This window comes from Palleniella muris, from assembly GCF_004792655.1.
GTDB classification, from domain to species: domain Bacteria; phylum Bacteroidota; class Bacteroidia; order Bacteroidales; family Bacteroidaceae; genus Prevotella; species Prevotella muris_A.
On sequence record NZ_SRZC01000008.1, the window covers coordinates 99,531 to 116,987 of the forward strand.

Sequence of the window (17,457 nt, forward strand, 5' to 3'; positions counted from 1 at the left end):
TTATTTTTTCTTAGTGTTCCATGTTCCGATTTCTATCGGGTTGCCACCGTCAGTGATGTTTGGCAGGGCAGCCTCAAATTTCTCCTTATCCAGATGATGCACAAGGGCGTCACGGCTGAATGTGGAGTTCTCGAAATCATTAACAAACTTGATAGCGTCATGGGGACATGCGTTAACGCACAACTCGCAGAACATACATTCTCCAAGGTCGTAACGATAGTCTTCAAGCACACGCTTTTTCTTGCCATCCTCAGTCTCTATCTGTTTCTGAGTAATCTTGATTGTACCATTAGGACATGCCATCTCACACAACTTGCAAGCGATACATTTGTTGTTGCCATTCTCGTCAAGCGGCATGATGAGGCGTCCGCGGTGACGCGCAGAAACATGAAGTGTTGTCTTGCGGTTCTCCGGATACTGCTCTGTGACCTTCGGTGTGAAATATTCCTTCAATGTCACGCCAAAGCCTGTGCACAGAGACTTCACTCCGTCAACAATACCGCCGAAATATGATTTTTCTTGTTCCATATCTTTATTCTTTATTTAGAAGTGAAGTCCGAACGCTACCACCAATGTCATCAGCACAAGGTTGAGGAGTGACAGTGGCATGAGATACTTCCACTCGAGTTTCAGAATCTGGTCGATACGCAGACGTGGGAATGTCCAGCGAATCCAAAGCAGAATCCATATAATGAAGAATGCTTTGCCGAGAAACCATACAATGCCCGGGATATAGTCCATCACAGCATTGAAACCGTCCAACCCTGCAACATGCAAAGGCATCCAGCCGCCGAGGAACACTGTCGCTGCAACACCGGCACAGATGAACATGTTAAGGTACTCTGCCAGATAGAAGAAGCCGAAGCCCATACCGGAATACTCTGTATGATAGCCGGCAGTCAACTCACTCTCTGCTTCAGGAAGGTCGAAAGGACCACGGTTAGCCTCTGCATTACCTGCAACGATGAATGTCAGGAAAGCGATAATCGCAGGGATGTGTCCCTTGAAAATCAGCCAGCCGTCAGCCTGCGCCTCAATGATGCCGGAGAACTGCATCGTGCCTGTCAGCACAACGGCGGAAATCAGACAAAGACAGAGTGACATCTCGTAAGAAATCATCTGCACGGCACCACGGAGAGCGGAGACAACAGAGTATTTGTTGTTTGAGCCCCATCCTGCAAGGAAGATGCCGATGATGCCCAAACTTGAGATGGCTGTCATAAGGAAGATACCCACATTGAAATCCAACACGTGCGCACCCTTGTTCCATGGCATGAAAGCGAAAGCGCCGACACTGCCGACAAGAGTGAGGAACGGTGCGATGATGTAAAGGAGCTTATCTGCCTTGTCAACAAAGAAAATTTCCTTTGTGAGCATCTTCAACACGTCACAAATAACCTGGAACACTCCCCAAGGACCGACACGCATAGGACCGAGACGGCACTGGAAGTAGGCACACACCTTACGCTCCATGAAAATGAGTATAATCGCCAGAATGGCGTATGCTGCAAGGATGAACACTCCCACGAGCACGCACTCAATAAGTATTGACAGGAAATCACCGAGACCAAGTGTGTCACGCAACAGACTGTCAAACCATGTTGTTACTATACTAAAGTCAAACATATTATTCTTTATTATCTGTCAATATCCGGTATCACATAATCCAATGTCGCGCCAATAGCGATGAGGTCACCAATCTTCTCGCCACGGCAGATTTCGTCCATTGCGCTTACGAGTGGCAATCCCATAGGACGGAACTTCAGACGCAGAGGATTCTTGCCGCCATCACTGCGCAGGTAAACACCAATCTCGCCACGTGAGCCTTCGCATGAAGTGTACCAAGAGCCTTCCGGAACCTTGATAATCGGCTTCTGCTTGATGTAGAAATCTCCCGCAGGGATGTTGTCGATAAGCTGCTCGATGATGCGGACACTCTGCTTCATCTCTTCCATACGCACGAGGTAGCGGTCCATACAGTCGCCCTTTGAGAGAACAACTTGGTCGAAGTCCACCTGTCCGTACATGTCGTAAGGATGATTCTTGCGCACGTCGTTAGCCCAGCCTGCCGCACGTCCTGTACCACCTGTACATCCATAAGAGATAGCATCTTCACAGTTCAGCACGCCTACCCCATTGAAACGGTTGCGGAGAATGATGTTGCCTGTGAACACATCCTCGTATTCCTTGAACATTGGCTTGATGTAGGTGCAGAGGTTCTTTACATTCTTCACGAAGTTCGGATCGATGTCCGCCTGGCATCCGCCGATACGGTAATAATTCTGTATAAGGCGTCCGCCGGTTGTCTCCTCCATACAGTTGAGCACCTGCTCACGGTCGCGCATACCATATATAAAAGGTGTAAGACCGCCAAGGTCCTGTGCGCAGCAGCTGTAAAACAGGAGATGAGAGTCAAGACGCTGCAACTCATCCATGATTGTACGGATGTACTTGATGCGGTCAGTCAGCTCCACTCCCATTGCCTCTTCGACAACAGAGCAAAGAGCGTGACGGTTCATCATCGCAGAGAGATAGTCCAGACGGTCTGTAAGAGCCAATGTCTGTGGGTAAGTGTAGCTCTCGCACATCTTCTCTATTCCGCGGTGGATATATCCGCAATGAGGGTAAATCTTACGAATCTCCTCACCGTTCAGAATTGTCTGCAGACGGAGCACACCGTGGGTTGCAGGGTGCTGAGGACCGATGTTGATGACATAGTCGTCATCGGTGAACAGCTTGTGCTGTGTCTCTGTCAGCTTTCCGTGCTTGTCAAGAGTATACTCTACGGTGTAGTCCGGCTCCGGGTCATCCTCCAGTGTATAACGGTTGTTCTCAGGACTCATGTCGTAATCCTTGCGGAATGGGTAACCTTGGAAATCGGAGCGCAGATAGAGACGGCGCATGTCCTTATTGCCAAGGAACTTGATGCCGTAGAAGTCATACACCTCACGCTCAAGAATCTCCGCACCTTTCCACAGGTTGCTCACCGTAGGGATGCAAGCATTGTCACGGTCGCTGTTGACAGCCTTCACACTGATACGCTCGTGCGTGTCGGTGTTCTCAAGAATGTAGACAGAGCCAAGCCCTTCTTCACCGAAGTCCTCACCAACAATCGTCACGAGGAAATCAAAATGCTTGTCATTCTTAAGTTTCGCCATTTCTGAGGCGAAATCTTTCAATTCAAACTGTTTGTTTTCTAATTTCATAAATTTCCTCCGATTATTGGTTGTTTTCAGCCTTAGCCAATGCTTCCTCAGCCTCCTTCAGCTTAGCCTCGTCGACATTGCCTGTAACCACTATAGGTTTCTTCTCCTTATGGTTTGCCCCGCCAAAGAATTTCTCAACCTTGACCTTACGTTGCAGCTGCATCATGCCATAAAGGATAGCCTCCGGACGTGGAGGGCAGCCAGGCACGAACACATCGACAGGGACAATCTCCTCGATGCCGTTTACCACGTGGTAGCTTGACTTGAACGGTCCGCCGGAAATGGCGCAGCCGCCGACAGCCACAACATACTTAGGCTCAGCCATCTGGTCATACAGACGCTTCATGACGGGAGCCATCTTGTGTGTGATTGTTCCAGCACACATGATGAGGTCTGCCTGACGCGGAGAGTTACGGGTCACCTCGAAACCGAAGCGTGCAAAGTCGTAACGCGCACATCCCACAGCCATGAACTCAATGCCGCAGCAGCTTGTGGCAAACGTCAGTGACCAGAGTGAATTGCTTCGTCCCCAGTTGATTGCCTCGTCGAGGGAACCGACAACCACATTCACACCACCCTCATGAAGCTCCTTGACAATCTCCTCAAGGGTCTCATTGTCCTTGAAATCCGAATACGGAATACTTTTGATAACAGGCTTCTTTACTTCCATTCCAATGCTCCTTTCCGCCAAGCATAAGCAAGGCCAAATACAAGTACTAAGAGGAAAAATCCGATGCTGACAATAGCAAGCGGACCAAAGTCCTTCACCATCACTGCCCATGGATAGAGGAAAAGCGTCTCCACATCGAACATGAGGAACAGAATGGCAAACAGATAGTAGCCGACGCCAACAGGTATCCAAGAAGAACCGTGAGTAGGGATACCACACTCAAACGGCTCGCCTTTGACCTTGTTGTACGTACGGGGACCAATCAACTTGGCAATGACATAAGCTGCCACAACCAAGAAAACAGCCGTTACCAGAACGGTAATAAACAAAGTGAAATACATATATTTTTTGAATAATTATTAAGTTACCAGCAAGAAAGCCTTCAAACAGGGTACAAAGTTAATAAAAAAAATGCTAAATATTAAATAATATTTATCTTTTTATTCTAATATGTGGCAAAAATTGACAAACCACATACATTTTACGCATCTATCCGGCAGAAAACTGCATTTGTCCACCATACAAGAACCATATCCAAACAAACAAAAAGAGACAACCAACAAAACTTGGTTATCTCTTTGTACACTCTTAGGGGCTCGAACCCTAGACCCACTGATTAAGAGTCAGTTGCTCTACCAACTGAGCTAAGAGTGCAGGTGCTTTTTTATCACGAGATGATGTATTTCTCAAAAGCAAGTGCAAAGGTACTGACTTTTTCTGAAACCACCAAACTTTTCTTTATCTTTTTTGAAAATTTTATTATCATAACCACAAAATCCGCCCACACTGACATAAAAGCAAAAAAGACAGCTACAAACCTGTAACTGTCTTCTTGTACACTCTTAGGGGCTCGAACCCTAGACCCACTGATTAAGAGTCAGTTGCTCTACCAACTGAGCTAAGAGTGCAGATGCTTTTTAATTGCGAGATGATGTATTTCTCAAAAGCGGGTGCAAAGGTACTGACTTTTACTGAAACTACCAAACATTTCCATACTTTTTTTTCATTTCATGTGAAAAGTATGATTATTCTTGTTTTATATCAACCTTTTATACTTTGCATATTTCAAAAGCAGCTGTTTTGTGCCACAGTTCAGGAACTCCACCGTTGCCTTCGCATTCTCACCTCTTCCTTCTATTTTCAGCACAGTGCCTATACCAAAGCGTTCATGTTCTATGCGCACTCCCGCAGCAAGCTCACTTGCAGAAGATGCTGAAGCTGTGGAAACATTCGATACCGACAAAGATGAAGCACTACCGTCCATTGCTTTCTGCACTCCGTAGGCAGTGTCTGCCCGCCCGATTCTCGTCATGCGGCGACCGGAGAAAGTTGAAGCACGCTGCATTTCCTGCTCAAACTCCGGTGTGAAGGTTTCAGCAGGAGCTTCTTTCTGCCTGCCAAAGACAGCTTTCGGTTTCGAGTCTGCCTTGAACTGCGAAGCCACAGGACGCGAATTCTGATAGCCGCGTCTTCCGGTCATCCATTCCGGACGGTCTGAACCAGAAGCGTCTCTCTGTCTGTCCCATGGCATCCTGCCTTTGGAAGTCCACGGAGTGGCACTGCCATCATGCTGAAAATTATGGATTTCAACAAACTTCGAGTCTATTTCATTCAGGAAACGCGACGGCGTACCGAACTCCAGCTTGCCATAACGGTAACGGTTCTGTGCCGAGGTCAGTATGCAATGCTTCTCCGCACGAGTGATTGCAACATAGAAAAGACGACGTTCCTCTTCTATGGCACGCTGTGATTCCGTGCATTTTGCAGAAGGGAAAATGTTCTCTTCCATACCGACAATGAACACTGTCGGGAACTCCAGCCCTTTGGCAGAATGGATGGTCATCAATGTAACCTTGTCATCCTGCATAGCTGAATCACCGGAAGCATTCTCACCATCATCACTTTCAAGGTCTGACTGCAAAGATATTTCCTGAAGGAATTCCGTTATTCCGACATGCTCTTCCCCACTCTCCTCACGGCGGTCATCCACAAACTCACGCATAGAGTCTATGAGTTCCTGCAGATTCTCCTGGCGCGAGATGTCATCAGGCTCCGCACCGGAGTAGATGTCCTTCGAGATTCCCGACTCCACGACAATACGCTTTCCCAAGGAATAAGCATCTTCCTCTGCCACCGCTTCTGCAAAACCGCCTATCAGTTCTGCAAAAGCCATGAGTTTGGATGCCGTCCCTTTGTTGACATCAAGATTGTACATCACAGGAGCTTTCACTATCTCCCACGGAGCGACTCTCAGTTCTCCGGACAGCGACATCACCTTGTCAATGGTCGTCTTGCCTATGCCACGCGCAGGATAATTGATGACTCGGCGCAATGCTTCCTCATCGTGCACATTGACCGTAAGGCGCAGATATGCCACAACATCCTTTATTTCCTTGCGCTGATAGAACGACAGACCTCCGTAAATGCGGTACGGTATGTTGTCCTTTCGGAACTGTTCCTCAAACGTTCGTGACTGGGCATTCGTACGGTAAAGTATTGCGAAATCAGCATAATGTGCTCCCTCACCGCGCATGAGCCGCCGAATGTCCTTCGCGACAATCACAGCCTCCTCACGGTCGGAATAGCAGTACTTCAGCTGCAGGCTTTCTCCTTTATCATTATTGGAATAGACATTCTTCCTTATCTGGCGCCGGTTATGCTCGATAAGGCTGTTCGCTGCCTGAACAATCCTTTGCGTAGAACGGTAGTTCTGTTCCAGTTTGAACAGGCGTGCACCGGATTCCGATGACGAACCGGCAGCGTCCGCCACACCATCCTGCCGCTCACCGAACTTCTGCCGGAAATCAAGAATATTGTCAATGTCCGCCCCACGAAACCCATATATCGACTGTGCATCATCACCAACGACACATATCTGCCGGTGGTCACGGACTATCTGCAACACAATCTTCTGCTGCACAGCATTCGTGTCCTGATACTCATCGACAAGAACATACCGGAACCTGTCAGCGTATTTGGCACGCACAGCCTCGTTTTTCTCAAAAAGAAGATATGTATAAAGCAAAAGGTCATCGAAATCCATTGCATTAGCCTGACGCAGACGGTTCTGGTACTCTTCGTATATCCGTGGCATGCGCGGCATTCCGGACTCTTTGTCACGGACGGCATGGCTGCTGTTTGAAGCATAATCCACAGGCAATTCGATGTTATTCTTTGCCATTGAAATACGGCTATGCACTGTGGCAGGCTTGTAAATCTTCTCATCAAGCCCTAATTCCTTTACTATGGCGTTGAGCAAAGAACGTGAGTCGCCCTCGTCATAGATGGTAAAAGAGGAAGTGTAGCCGATACTCCCCGCCTCGGCACGCAATATTCTTGAAAATACAGAGTGGAACGTGCCCATGTGGAGGTACCGTGCCGCATCCCCACCGACAAGCTGTCCGATGCGCTGCTTCATTTCGTTTGCAGCCTTGTTGGTGAATGTCAGTGCAAGGATTTCCCATGGCATATAGCCATTTTCAATAAGGTACGCAATCTTATAGGTAAGCACACGGGTCTTGCCGGAACCCGCTCCTGCAATGACAAGTGACGGTCCGGCACAATATTCCACAGCCTCTCGCTGCGAGGCGTTCAGTTCTTCAAGGTTCATAAATCAATGAGGGGGACTCTGAAGTTTATTAGAGTTAGAGTTATTCGATTTATCCGAATGATTCGATTTCATCAACCGAACACCTTTATTTCTGATATTTATACACACCACCGGCTACAGTGGATGTGTTGATAGCTTCCCCTTCTTTTGGGAATGAAGGGATAAAGCGCATCTCACGCTGTATGCGCTGCTGTCGCTGGCGCATATAATAGCTTGGATTCAGTGAGGAGTATTTTCTCGGATTAGGCAGGGTCGCCGCTATCAGGGCACAGTCCGCGCGTGTCAGGTCTATACTTGTTTTTCCTTCGAAATGGTACTTCGCCACAGCATCCGCACCATATATGCCCGGTCCCATCTCTATGGAATTGAGGTAGACTTCCATGATACGCTGCTTGGACCAGAACATTTCTATCAGGAAAGTGAAATAGCTCTCCAATCCCTTGCGCACCCAACTCCTGCCGGGCCATAGGAAAACATTCTTCGCCGTCTGCTGGGATATGGTCGACGCGCCATGCACCGTACCGCCTCTGCTGTTGTGCATCACCGCCTTCTGTATGGCATTGAAGTCAAAACCGTGATGCAGGAGGAAACGCTGGTCCTCACTCGCCATGACGGCAACAGGCAGATGCTTGGAGATTTTATCCATACTCACCCAATGGTGGTGCATGGCTATGGTCTTTCCGTCCTTCACCTGCTCGACTGTCCGGATAATCATCAGCGGAGTGATGTAGACCGGCACATACTTGAACAGCAGGACAGCAAGAATCGTTGACGCAAAGAAGATTGCAACCACTGCGGCCACAATCTTCTTCAAAAGTCCGAATGTCAAAGTGTTAAGCAAACTCATTTATGCTATATCACTTGAGTGTGCCGGCATTAGCAGCATCCACCATGGCCTGGGAAGCATACAGATAGACCTCCACACGGCGGCTTGCAGCAGCGTTCTCGGAACCGTCGCTGTTGCGGATAAGATACTGTGGGTCCTCGCCAAAGCCCTTCACTGTCTTTATCTGTGCAGGAGCGACACGGCAGGTGTTCATGAGATAGTTTGACACAGCATAGGCACGGTTGTTGCTGAGGTCAAGGTTAAGCTGGTCGGAACCGTCGGAAGATGCGTAACCGTAGATAGCCACGTCACAGTCTGTGTAGACGTTCAGCACACTGTTTGCGAACTTGCTCAAAGCATTCTGTGCAGCCGGCTGAAGCGCAGACTTGCCTGTGTTGAAAAGGATACCGTTGTCAAAAGAGACCTTTACAGCCTGCAGACCGTTAGCATCCGTAACGCTCTCGACAGTAGCATTCTCAACCTGTGCAGCAGCAGCCTTCGCCTTGTCCATTTTCTTGCCGATGAGGTAGCCCGCACCGGTACCTACCGCACCGCCAATGGCTGAACCGATGAGTGCACTCTTGCCGCTCTTGCCTGCAAGACCGCCGATGAGTGCGCCAAGAGCAGCACCGCCGCCACCACCTGCCAGCATACCTGTCTGCTGACTTGAACCACAACCTGCCAACACAAGTGCTGCAAGAGCAACACATATTGTCTTAATACCTTTCATAGCCTTTGCTTTTTGTTTAATGAATCAATCTATAAAAATATTGGGTGCAAATTTCGTGAAAAATATTGAGATATGCAAGCATTTTTGCGTTAATTAACGCTGAGCGGCATTTACACCGCTATTCCGTGGATAATAATTCGAGTTTTCTCCCGAAAGGCTGTCCTTTTGCCCAAGAATCCGAAAGGTGGCACGCATTTGGTGAGTGTACAGCCATGTAGAAATGCAAGCATGGCGAGTGGCATAATGACAGGTAACCTTTCACATCATAAAAGATTACGGTTGACCCGGTGAAATGTTACCTTTTGCAGACCAAAGGATAACCTTTCACCGGGTCAACCGTTCTTTAATGTTTATTAAGTTTTTATTTTGCTGAAAACAAGCGGATGCCTGACATTTTGCTGCATATCGCACCGTTTTGCTTACAGGGATGTCTTCCGTCAGAACTCAGCTACCGTTATGCCTGTCCCACCGAACCTGATATCCTCGTCACGGTAGCGTATTACGTTTGGCACAGAGCCAAGATACTGGCGGATGAGCTGTCGGAGGATGCCGTTTCCCTTGCCATGCAAGATGCGCACCTGCTGAACTCCGACAAGGATTGCGTCGTCAATGAAATACTGCACTGCCGTGAGTGCCTCATCACCTCTCATGCCACGCACATCCAGTTCATGGTTGAAATTGCGCGTGTGGTCATCCATTGTCGCACGAGTGGCATGGGACACCTTTGCCGTCTCTGCGGCAAGGGCGGCCGCTGCGGCAGAAAGACCGCCGCGAAGCATGTTCTCATCCGTGACATTCTGTGAAGCAACCTCCTGGCGGGCATGCTCCAGACGGTCAGACTTAACCTTTGAGCGCATTCCTCCGGAGAATGTCACGGTTGCCATTTTGCCCTGAATCGCCTCAACTGTGCCGACAGTCTTTGTGCCACGGATGCGTACACTGTCGCCCACCTCCACAGGTTTCGAGGCATCGATACGCTGAGCAGCCTCACGCAACACCTCTGCTGCCTTTTTCTCTGCAGCATTGATGGCACCTTCCGCCTTGTTCCGCTTGCGCTCCTCACGACGTCGCTGGCGCTGCTGGATCTGCTCTATCTTCTTTTGGATCGCATCATCCTTCGCCTTGAGGTCTATCTCGTCAACCTCTTGCTCAAAGGTGCGCAATTCCTCACGTATGCGCTTTGTCTCCTCTTTCTCTGCCTGCGCCTCGCGTATTTCCTTTATGGCAAGTTCCACACGGCGGTTGCTCTCCTGAATGATTTCCTTCGCCTCAGCCTTTGCCTTCGCAATAATATCATGCCGTTCCTTGTTCAGCCGTTCTATCTCCTCACGATACCGGAGGACGGTCTTCTCCATATCCTTCTCGTGTTGGTGGATGGTCTGACGCTTTCCCTCCCAATAGCGCTTGTCACGGACAATATCCTGCAAGTACTTGTCGCTCTGGATATAATCCTGACCGACTATCTCCGTGGCAGCCTTTATGACAGACTCCGGCAGACCAATCTTCCTTGCAATCTCTATCGCGAATGACGAGCCCGGCCTGCCTATGGCAAGCTGGAACAAGGCACGCATCTCATGGCGGTCATAGAGCATTGCACCGTTGGCAACGCCATCATGACGGTCGGCAAACTCTTTCAGATTCTGATAATGCGTTGTCACTATGCCCCACACCTTGTTATTGCATAGCTGTTCAAGGACACTTTCCGCTATAGCTCCGCCTATCTGTGGCTCCGTTCCGGTGCCGAACTCATCGATGAGTATCATTGTGCCGGCATCTGCATTGCGGAGCATCTGCTTCATGTTCATAAGGTGGCTGGAATATGTCGACAAATCATCAGAAATGCTCTGCTCATCGCCGATGTCCATCATTATGCTTTTGAACACTCCGGTGCGCGACCTCTCACCGACAGGAATGGACAAGCCGCACTGCAACATGTATTGCAGCAATCCGGCTGTCTTCAGGCAGACAGACTTTCCTCCGGCATTCGGACCGGAAATGATAAGCATCCGCTTCTCTTCCGTCAGCGTTATGTCAAGCGGCACAATGCGTTTTGCAGGAGAAGTGTCCTCCGGAACGCGCTCACGCTCATGCTTCTCTATGGAAAGCTGCAGCAGAGGATGACGCGCCTGAATCCAATCGACCACAGGAGACTGCTCCACCTCCGGCTCAAAAGCCTTCAAAGTCTCGGCAAGCAAAGACTTTGCACGTATGAAGTCAACATAAGCAAGAAGGCGGTACGACTCCCCTATCATACGGATATGGGGACGTATCTGTGATGCTATGCCTTTCAATATACGGACTATCTCACGGCGTTCCTCTGCCTCCAACTCGCGGATCTTGTTGTTTGCCTCCACGACCTCTGTCGGTTCGATGAAGACAGTCCTGCCGGAAGCGGACTCATCGTGCACGATGCCCGAGATTTTGCGCTTCATGGCAGGCACGACAGGGATAACCAACCTGCCGTCACGCAACGCCGGGGTGACATCACGCTCTATGAGTCCTTCGCGCTTGGCATTATTGAGAATACCGTTAAGTGTCCTTGAGATTGAGCCTTCCATGCTTCTCAACTCATAACGTATACGTCCCAGTTCACGCGTGGCATTGTCACGCAGATGACCGGAATTGTCAAGCAGCTGCCCTATACGTCCTGTTATATTAGGGAATATGCAGATACCTTCCGTCAGTTTCTGCAAGGCAGGATAGCGGTAACAGAACTCTCCGTCAGCCGTTTCGTCAGCATCACGTGAGAGGAATGTAATAATCTTGTGAATGGTTGTGAGCGAACGCTGCAGATTCCACAGTTCCTCTTCCTCAAGATGCGTACCTTCAAGGCGGAGGCGTGCTATCGCCTCACGCATGTCAAAGAAATAGTCAAGAGGGAAATCGTCAGTTTCCTCCTTCAGACGGCGGAACTCCCTGACCTGCTGAAGCCATGCCTGAATCTCCGAAGCGTCAGTGGAGAAGAGCATGTCGTCAACCATCTTGCGTCCCAGACCGCACATGCAACGGTTGGCGAGCATTACGCGAATCTCGTCAAACCCTATCTTATGTTCAAAATTTTCCGGATATATCATCTCAAATCTATGATTTCTGCTTTAGGGTAGTCCTTGGAATTGAAACTGAACTCCTTGTCGGAAATGGCTTTCTTGCTGAAATTTGAGATTTGTATCGTTATCCACTGTCCCTTCTGAAGCATGCGCACCTGTGTCGGCACATACTTGCTGTTCACTGTTATATACATCTCAGATATTGCCTGTTTTCCTGTCGCAACCATGTGGACAAGGCGTGTGTTCCCCTGAATCTTCTGTGAAAGCTTGTAGCCTTTCTTGTAAAGGGAGATGAAGGAATAAGGGTTCATCATCTGCTGCTTGCTGACTGACGGGTTGGCAACATTCACTTCGTTTGTCGAAGCCATGTATGTCCACTGCGTCTTGCCGTTGTACCACATTGTTGCATTCGGTGTGCGCGCACGGAATTTCGTGCCTTTTATGGCGATTGAGCCTGTCTGTCTGCCAATTTTCCCTCCCGAAATGGTGAAGGAAGCACTTGCTCCGCTCTTATTACCCACGACAGCAGCCACCTTGTCGAGTGTCTTCCTTGCATCCTCAGCATTGCCGGCAAAAGCATGCAAGGCAACGAAAACGAGACTGAATAAAAGTAATATCTTTTTCATTTGTTTGTATCTCTTTTGTGATTTTGAATGGTCTTTATGTAATTTTCAATACTTATGTGCATCATTGGCGTAGTTGTGCGATAAGAGTGTCCAGTGAGTTCTCATCTGTCACAAGCACCTCACGTGGCTTCGAGCCCTGTGCCGCGCCAACGATTCCAAGGCGTTCAATCTGATCCATCAGTCGTCCTGCGCGGTTGTAGCCGATAGAGAACTTGCGCTGGATGGCAGATGTCGAACCTTGGTTACTCATCACTATAAAGCGCGCCACCTCTTCAAACAATGGGTCAAGGTCGGCAAGACTGCTGTCACCGACTCCTCCTGCCCCTGTCTCATCTGTAGCCGGTTCAGGCAATTCCATAGGATGAAGAGGACCGGGCTGTGAGGCTATGTAGTTGGCAATGTCCTCAACCTCCGGTGTGTCGACAAAGGCACACTGCACACGGGTCGGCTCCTGACCGTTGAGGAAGAGCATGTCGCCACGTCCCACAAGCTGGTTTGCACCCGGACGGTCAAGGATTGTGCGCGAGTCAACTATCGCTCCGACACGGAAAGCGATACGTCCCGGGAAGTTCGCCTTGATGTTACCCGTGATGATTGATGTCGTCGGACGCTGTGTCGCGATAATCATGTGTATGCCGACAGCACGCGCAAGCTGTGCAATACGCGCTATCGGAAGCTCCACTTCCTTGCCTGCCGTCATGATAAGGTCGCCGAACTCATCGATGATTACCACTATGTACGGCATGTACTCGTGTCCCTTCTCCGGGTTGAGCTTGTGGGAGAGGAACTTCTGGTTGTACTCCTTGATGTTGCGCGCGCCGGCAGCCTTCAGCAAGTCATAGCGTGTGTCCATGAGCGTACACAATGATTTCAATGTGCGGACAACCTTTGTCACATCGGTGATGATCGGATCTTCGTCCTCATCCACCGACGCCATGAAATGCTCGGCAATAGGACCGTAGACAGAAAACTCCACCTTCTTCGGGTCGACAAGCACGATTTTCAACTCGTTAGGGTGCTTTTTGTAGAGTAGTGAAGTAATGATTGCGTTCAAGCCGACAGACTTTCCCTGACCTGTCGCACCTGCAACAAGAAGGTGAGGCTGCTTGGCAAGGTCCACCATGAACACCTCGTTGGTGATTGTCTTGCCGAGAGCAATCGGCAGTTCCATGGTCGATTCCTGGAATTTCTTGGAGTTAAGTATGGACTCCATGGACACTATCGCCGGCTTGGCGTTAGGAACCTCGATACCGATAGTGCCTTTTCCGGGAATCGGAGCGATGATACGGATACCAAGTGCGGCAAGGGACAGCGCGATATCGTCCTCAAGATTGCGTATCTTTGAGATACGGACGCCCTCTGCCGGAGTAATCTCGTAAAGCGTGATTGTCGGACCTACAGTCGCCTTTATCTCACGAATCTGCACACCGAAAGAGTTGAGAACCTCCACAATGCGCTTCTTGTTGGCAATGAGTTCCTCTTTGTCAATGTACGGTTTGCTGTCGTTGTCATACTTTTTCAACAGGTTCAGCGTCGGGAACTTGTACGCCGTGAACGGCTCACGAGGGTTTATAGGAGTGGAAAGGTCATAGTGCGTAAGGTTCTTGCCACACGCCTTTTCCTCTTTTGCCCCTGTTTCCACCACGAGCTCCACATCCTTGCCCGTTTCAGATTCCGATTTTCCGGAAGTGTTGCCCACAGATTCCGGTTCGGAATCATGGAGAACAATCTCACCGGTCTCCTCGTCCACCATGGTGCGGTTGGCGGTATCCTCTGTGTTGTCAGGCTGGTCGAATGTCGCCACACCCTCATTGAACGATACAGTCTGTGCAGCAGGGTTCTCGTAAGACGCGCTTTCATTGTTCCATGTGTCCTCCGATTCCCCTCCACCTATCTCCGCAGAGAATTTCACCTTGCTTGTAATGTAGCCGATAGGATTCAGAAGATGGCGGACAAAGGCTATTGTCTCGGAAGTGAGGAATGTCAGGAAAGCCACCGCCACAATACCAAGCACGGCGATAAGTCCCGGAGAACCTATCACCCCTTCAAGGAACTGGCGGCTGTTTTCGCCATGGTCTCCACCTGGATAGAACACTTGGTCGGTCATTATCGGTGTGAGGAACTTCGCGAACGTGACAGACATCCACACCATGGTCAGCGCAGTTGAGAAAAACCATTTCCACAGATTCACCTTGTATGCGCCCATAAGCTGCAGACCGCAGAACATGATGAACACAGGGATAAAGAATGCTGCAATACCGAACCAACGCGCAACGAGGATATAACTCATAAGCGCGCCTATCGAGCCGCAGACATTTTGGAAAGAGTGGCTTGAGCTGATAAGTTCCCCGGGGCGAAGCTGTATGACAAGACTCTGGTCATAAGCCCCTGTAAAGAAATAGCTTACCATGGCTATCATCATGTAAATGGCGAGGCTTGAAAATACAAGACCTACGACAAAATCCACCTTTTCGTTATGGACAACGCTGCCTATTCCCATAACGTCAGCGTATGTTTTCTTTACCTTTTTACCTGATTTTGCCGCTTTTTTATTGTTGTTTTTTACAGTGGACATACTTATGTGATTATTTTTCGTAAATGCAAAAGTAATTGAAAAAAATCATAATCCTACTATATTCCTTGATTTTTTTTGTTAATTTTGCAAATGGTAAAGATTGACAGATGAAAAAACATATTACAAACAAGTTCGACAAAAAACTGATGCCAACACTCCCACGTGCGGTGTTCGAAGGGAAAATCGTGGTGGTTCTCAACGAATCGGAGGCAGAAAAGGCTGTTAGCTACCTTTTGTCACAAGACATCCTCGGAATGGATACCGAGACACGCCCTTCATTCGTCAAAGGGCGGCAGCATAAAGTCGCTTTGCTGCAAGTCGCGACACACGACATTTGCTTTCTGTTCCGCCTTAACCTCCTGAAGGACTCCCCCGCCGTGAAAGCGTTCCTTGAGGACAAAACAGTGAAGAAAATAGGGCTTTCATGGCATGATGACATAAGAAGCCTGAGCAACAGAATAAAATTCACTCCGGGAACGTTCATCGAACTTCAGGACGAAGTGAAGTCTGTCGGGATAACAGACCTCAGTCTTGCAAAGATTTTCGCTAACCTGTTCCAACACCGCATCTCCAAGCGCGAACAGCTTTCCAACTGGGAGGCCGACATCCTTCAGGACAAGCAGAAGCGGTATGCGGCAACGGATGCATGGGCGTGCATCATGATTTACGAAGAGCTTGTGCGACTGAAGGATACCGGCGACTATGAACTCGAAATCGTGCCCGAACCGGACCCCCTGGAGTCTGCCGGCGATGCCGCCCAAATTGCAACAACTGAAGAGGAACAAAAAGAAACCACACATCGAAATGTATAAGACCATCCAACTGAAAAGAGGCAAAGAAGAGTCTCTGAAACGTTTTCACCCATGGATTTTCTCCGGTGCCATCCAAGCTATGGACAAAGGCATCGAGGAGGGCGAAACCGTGCGTGTCATAACCTCAAACGGCGAGTTCATCGCAGCAGGACACTACCAAATCGGAAGCATTGCCGTAAGAGTCCTGACATTTGACGACATAGAAATCGACTACAACTACTGGAAAGACAGGCTCACATCGGCATTGCAGATGCGCCGGAGCATAGGGATTGCCGACAATCCTGACAACAACACGTACCGTCTTGTGCATGGAGAAGGCGACTGCATGCCAGGACTTGTCATCGACTGCTATGGCAAGACAGCTGTCGTTCAGGCTCACTCCGTCGGCATACACGTGTGCAGGAACGACATTGCGAAAGCATTGGTGGACGTCATGGGTGACAGAATAGAGAATGTCTACTACAAAAGCGAGACGACACTGCCGTTCAAGGCGGAGCTGTCTTCAGGCAATGAGATGAAGTCGGGATTCCTTTACGGTGGCTCGGACGAGAACACTGCCATAGAGAACGGGCTCAAATTCCGTGTCGATTGGCTGTACGGACAGAAGACAGGCTTCTTTGTCGACCAGCGAGAAAACCGCTCTCTGCTTGAACGCTACTCTAAAGGGAAACGCGTGCTGAACATGTTCTGCTACACGGGAGGCTTCTCTTTCTACGCCATGCGTGGCGGTGCGGAAATCGTGCACTCTGTTGACAGTTCGGGCAAAGCCATCGAACTGACCAACGCTAATGTAGACATGAATTTCCCGGGCGACACCAGGCATAAGGCTTTCTGTGAGGATGCCTTCAAGTTCCTTGAGAAAAACGGCGACAAATATGACCTCATAATCCTTGACCCTCCTGCTTTTGCAAAGCACCGCGCTGCACTGCGCAACGCATTGAAAGGATATACAAGGCTTAATGTCAAGGCTTTCGAGCATATCAAGAAAGGCGGAATACTGTTCACTTTCTCTTGTTCGCAGGTTGTCACAAAGGACAATTTCCGCAATGCAGTATTCACCGCTGCCGCACAAGCAGGAAGAACAGTGAGGATTCTGCACCAGCTCCACCAGCCTGCCGACCACCCTATCAACATCTATCATCCTGAAGGCGAGTACCTTAAAGGGCTTGTCTTGTACGTGGAATAGACCGTCTGTGCATTGGGTTGCGGCAGGGAACAGCCATAGTAATAAGCCCCTTAAAAACAATAAGGCTTCATGAGCATTTCAAAAGGTAACACTTTGCATTGTAAAAGGTTACACTTTACCATGCCAAAGGTAACGCTTTATCATGCAAAAGGTTACCTTTCATTTCCCT

At 49.2% G+C, this 17,457-nt stretch carries 13 protein-coding genes and 2 tRNA genes; 2 read left to right on the forward strand and 13 right to left on the reverse strand.

Translation table 11 applies throughout. The features are described 5' to 3' along the window. The 13 genes from E5358_RS06415 to E5358_RS06475 all read right to left on the reverse strand — a co-directional run bounded on the left by E5358_RS06415 (nucleotide 1) and on the right by E5358_RS06475 (nucleotide 15,215). Nucleotides 1–528 (reverse strand): NuoI/complex I 23 kDa subunit family protein, encoded by a 528-nt coding sequence (locus E5358_RS06415; RefSeq protein ID WP_135939402.1) that lies wholly within the window; start codon nucleotides 526–528, stop codon nucleotides 1–3. Between the two features lie 15 nt (nucleotides 529–543). Further along, the gene (gene nuoH, locus E5358_RS06420) at nucleotides 544–1,626 is read right to left on the reverse strand and encodes an NADH-quinone oxidoreductase subunit NuoH (RefSeq protein WP_135939403.1); all 1,083 of its coding nucleotides are present in this window, start codon (nucleotides 1,624–1,626) and stop codon (nucleotides 544–546) included. Between the two features lie 11 nt (nucleotides 1,627–1,637). Next, the gene (locus E5358_RS06425) at nucleotides 1,638–3,206 is read right to left on the reverse strand and encodes an NADH-quinone oxidoreductase subunit D (protein ID WP_135939404.1); all 1,569 of its coding nucleotides are present in this window, start codon (nucleotides 3,204–3,206) and stop codon (nucleotides 1,638–1,640) included. A gap of 13 nt (nucleotides 3,207–3,219) precedes the next feature. Next, nucleotides 3,220–3,876, reverse strand: coding sequence for an NADH-quinone oxidoreductase subunit B (locus E5358_RS06430; RefSeq protein WP_135939405.1), 657 nt, complete (start codon nucleotides 3,874–3,876; stop codon nucleotides 3,220–3,222). Then, a complete protein-coding gene (locus E5358_RS06435) occupies nucleotides 3,867–4,217 on the reverse strand; it encodes an NADH-quinone oxidoreductase subunit A (protein WP_135939406.1) in 351 nt (116 codons plus the stop codon). Before E5358_RS06435 ends, E5358_RS06430 begins: the two co-directional genes overlap by 10 nt. A 240-nt stretch (nucleotides 4,218–4,457) precedes the next feature. Next, nucleotides 4,458–4,530, reverse strand: a tRNA-Lys gene (locus E5358_RS06440). Between the two features lie 181 nt (nucleotides 4,531–4,711). Continuing rightward, nucleotides 4,712–4,784: transfer RNA gene (locus E5358_RS06445), tRNA-Lys, on the reverse strand. A 128-nt stretch (nucleotides 4,785–4,912) separates the two neighbouring features. Beyond that, on the reverse strand, nucleotides 4,913–7,486 hold the full coding sequence (locus E5358_RS06450) for an ATP-dependent helicase (RefSeq protein ID WP_135939407.1): 2,574 nt from the start codon (nucleotides 7,484–7,486) through the stop codon (nucleotides 4,913–4,915). Between the two features lie 85 nt (nucleotides 7,487–7,571). After that, the gene (mtgA, locus tag E5358_RS06455) at nucleotides 7,572–8,315 is read right to left on the reverse strand and encodes a monofunctional biosynthetic peptidoglycan transglycosylase (RefSeq protein WP_277821191.1); all 744 of its coding nucleotides are present in this window, start codon (nucleotides 8,313–8,315) and stop codon (nucleotides 7,572–7,574) included. A gap of 28 nt (nucleotides 8,316–8,343) precedes the next feature. Then, nucleotides 8,344–9,042, reverse strand: coding sequence for an OmpA family protein (locus tag E5358_RS06460; RefSeq protein WP_135939409.1), 699 nt, complete (start codon nucleotides 9,040–9,042; stop codon nucleotides 8,344–8,346). 437 nt (nucleotides 9,043–9,479) lie between these two features. Beyond that, nucleotides 9,480–12,116 carry an endonuclease MutS2 gene (locus tag E5358_RS06465; protein WP_135939410.1) on the reverse strand — a complete coding sequence of 879 codons (2,637 nt, stop codon included), beginning with the start codon at nucleotides 12,114–12,116 and terminating at the stop codon, nucleotides 9,480–9,482. Then, on the reverse strand, nucleotides 12,113–12,715 hold the full coding sequence (gene lolA1 / locus E5358_RS06470; RefSeq protein ID WP_135939411.1) for an outer membrane lipoprotein periplasmic chaperone LolA1: 603 nt from the start codon (nucleotides 12,713–12,715) through the stop codon (nucleotides 12,113–12,115). The genes E5358_RS06465 and lolA1 overlap by 4 nt, the downstream gene beginning before the upstream one ends. A gap of 61 nt (nucleotides 12,716–12,776) precedes the next feature. Beyond that, nucleotides 12,777–15,215, reverse strand: a complete 2,439-nt coding sequence (locus E5358_RS06475; protein ID WP_277821192.1) for an FtsK/SpoIIIE family DNA translocase — start codon at nucleotides 15,213–15,215, stop codon at nucleotides 12,777–12,779. Between the two features lie 182 nt (nucleotides 15,216–15,397). Between E5358_RS06475 and E5358_RS06480 the strand changes: the two genes are divergently transcribed. Beyond that, entirely contained in the window at nucleotides 15,398–16,102 is a 705-nt protein-coding gene (locus E5358_RS06480) for a 3'-5' exonuclease (protein WP_135939413.1), read from the forward strand. Beyond that, on the forward strand, nucleotides 16,095–17,288 hold the full coding sequence (locus E5358_RS06485) for a class I SAM-dependent rRNA methyltransferase (protein ID WP_135939414.1): 1,194 nt from the start codon (nucleotides 16,095–16,097) through the stop codon (nucleotides 17,286–17,288). The genes E5358_RS06480 and E5358_RS06485 overlap by 8 nt, the downstream gene beginning before the upstream one ends. Nucleotides 17,289–17,457: the final 169 nt, after the last annotated feature.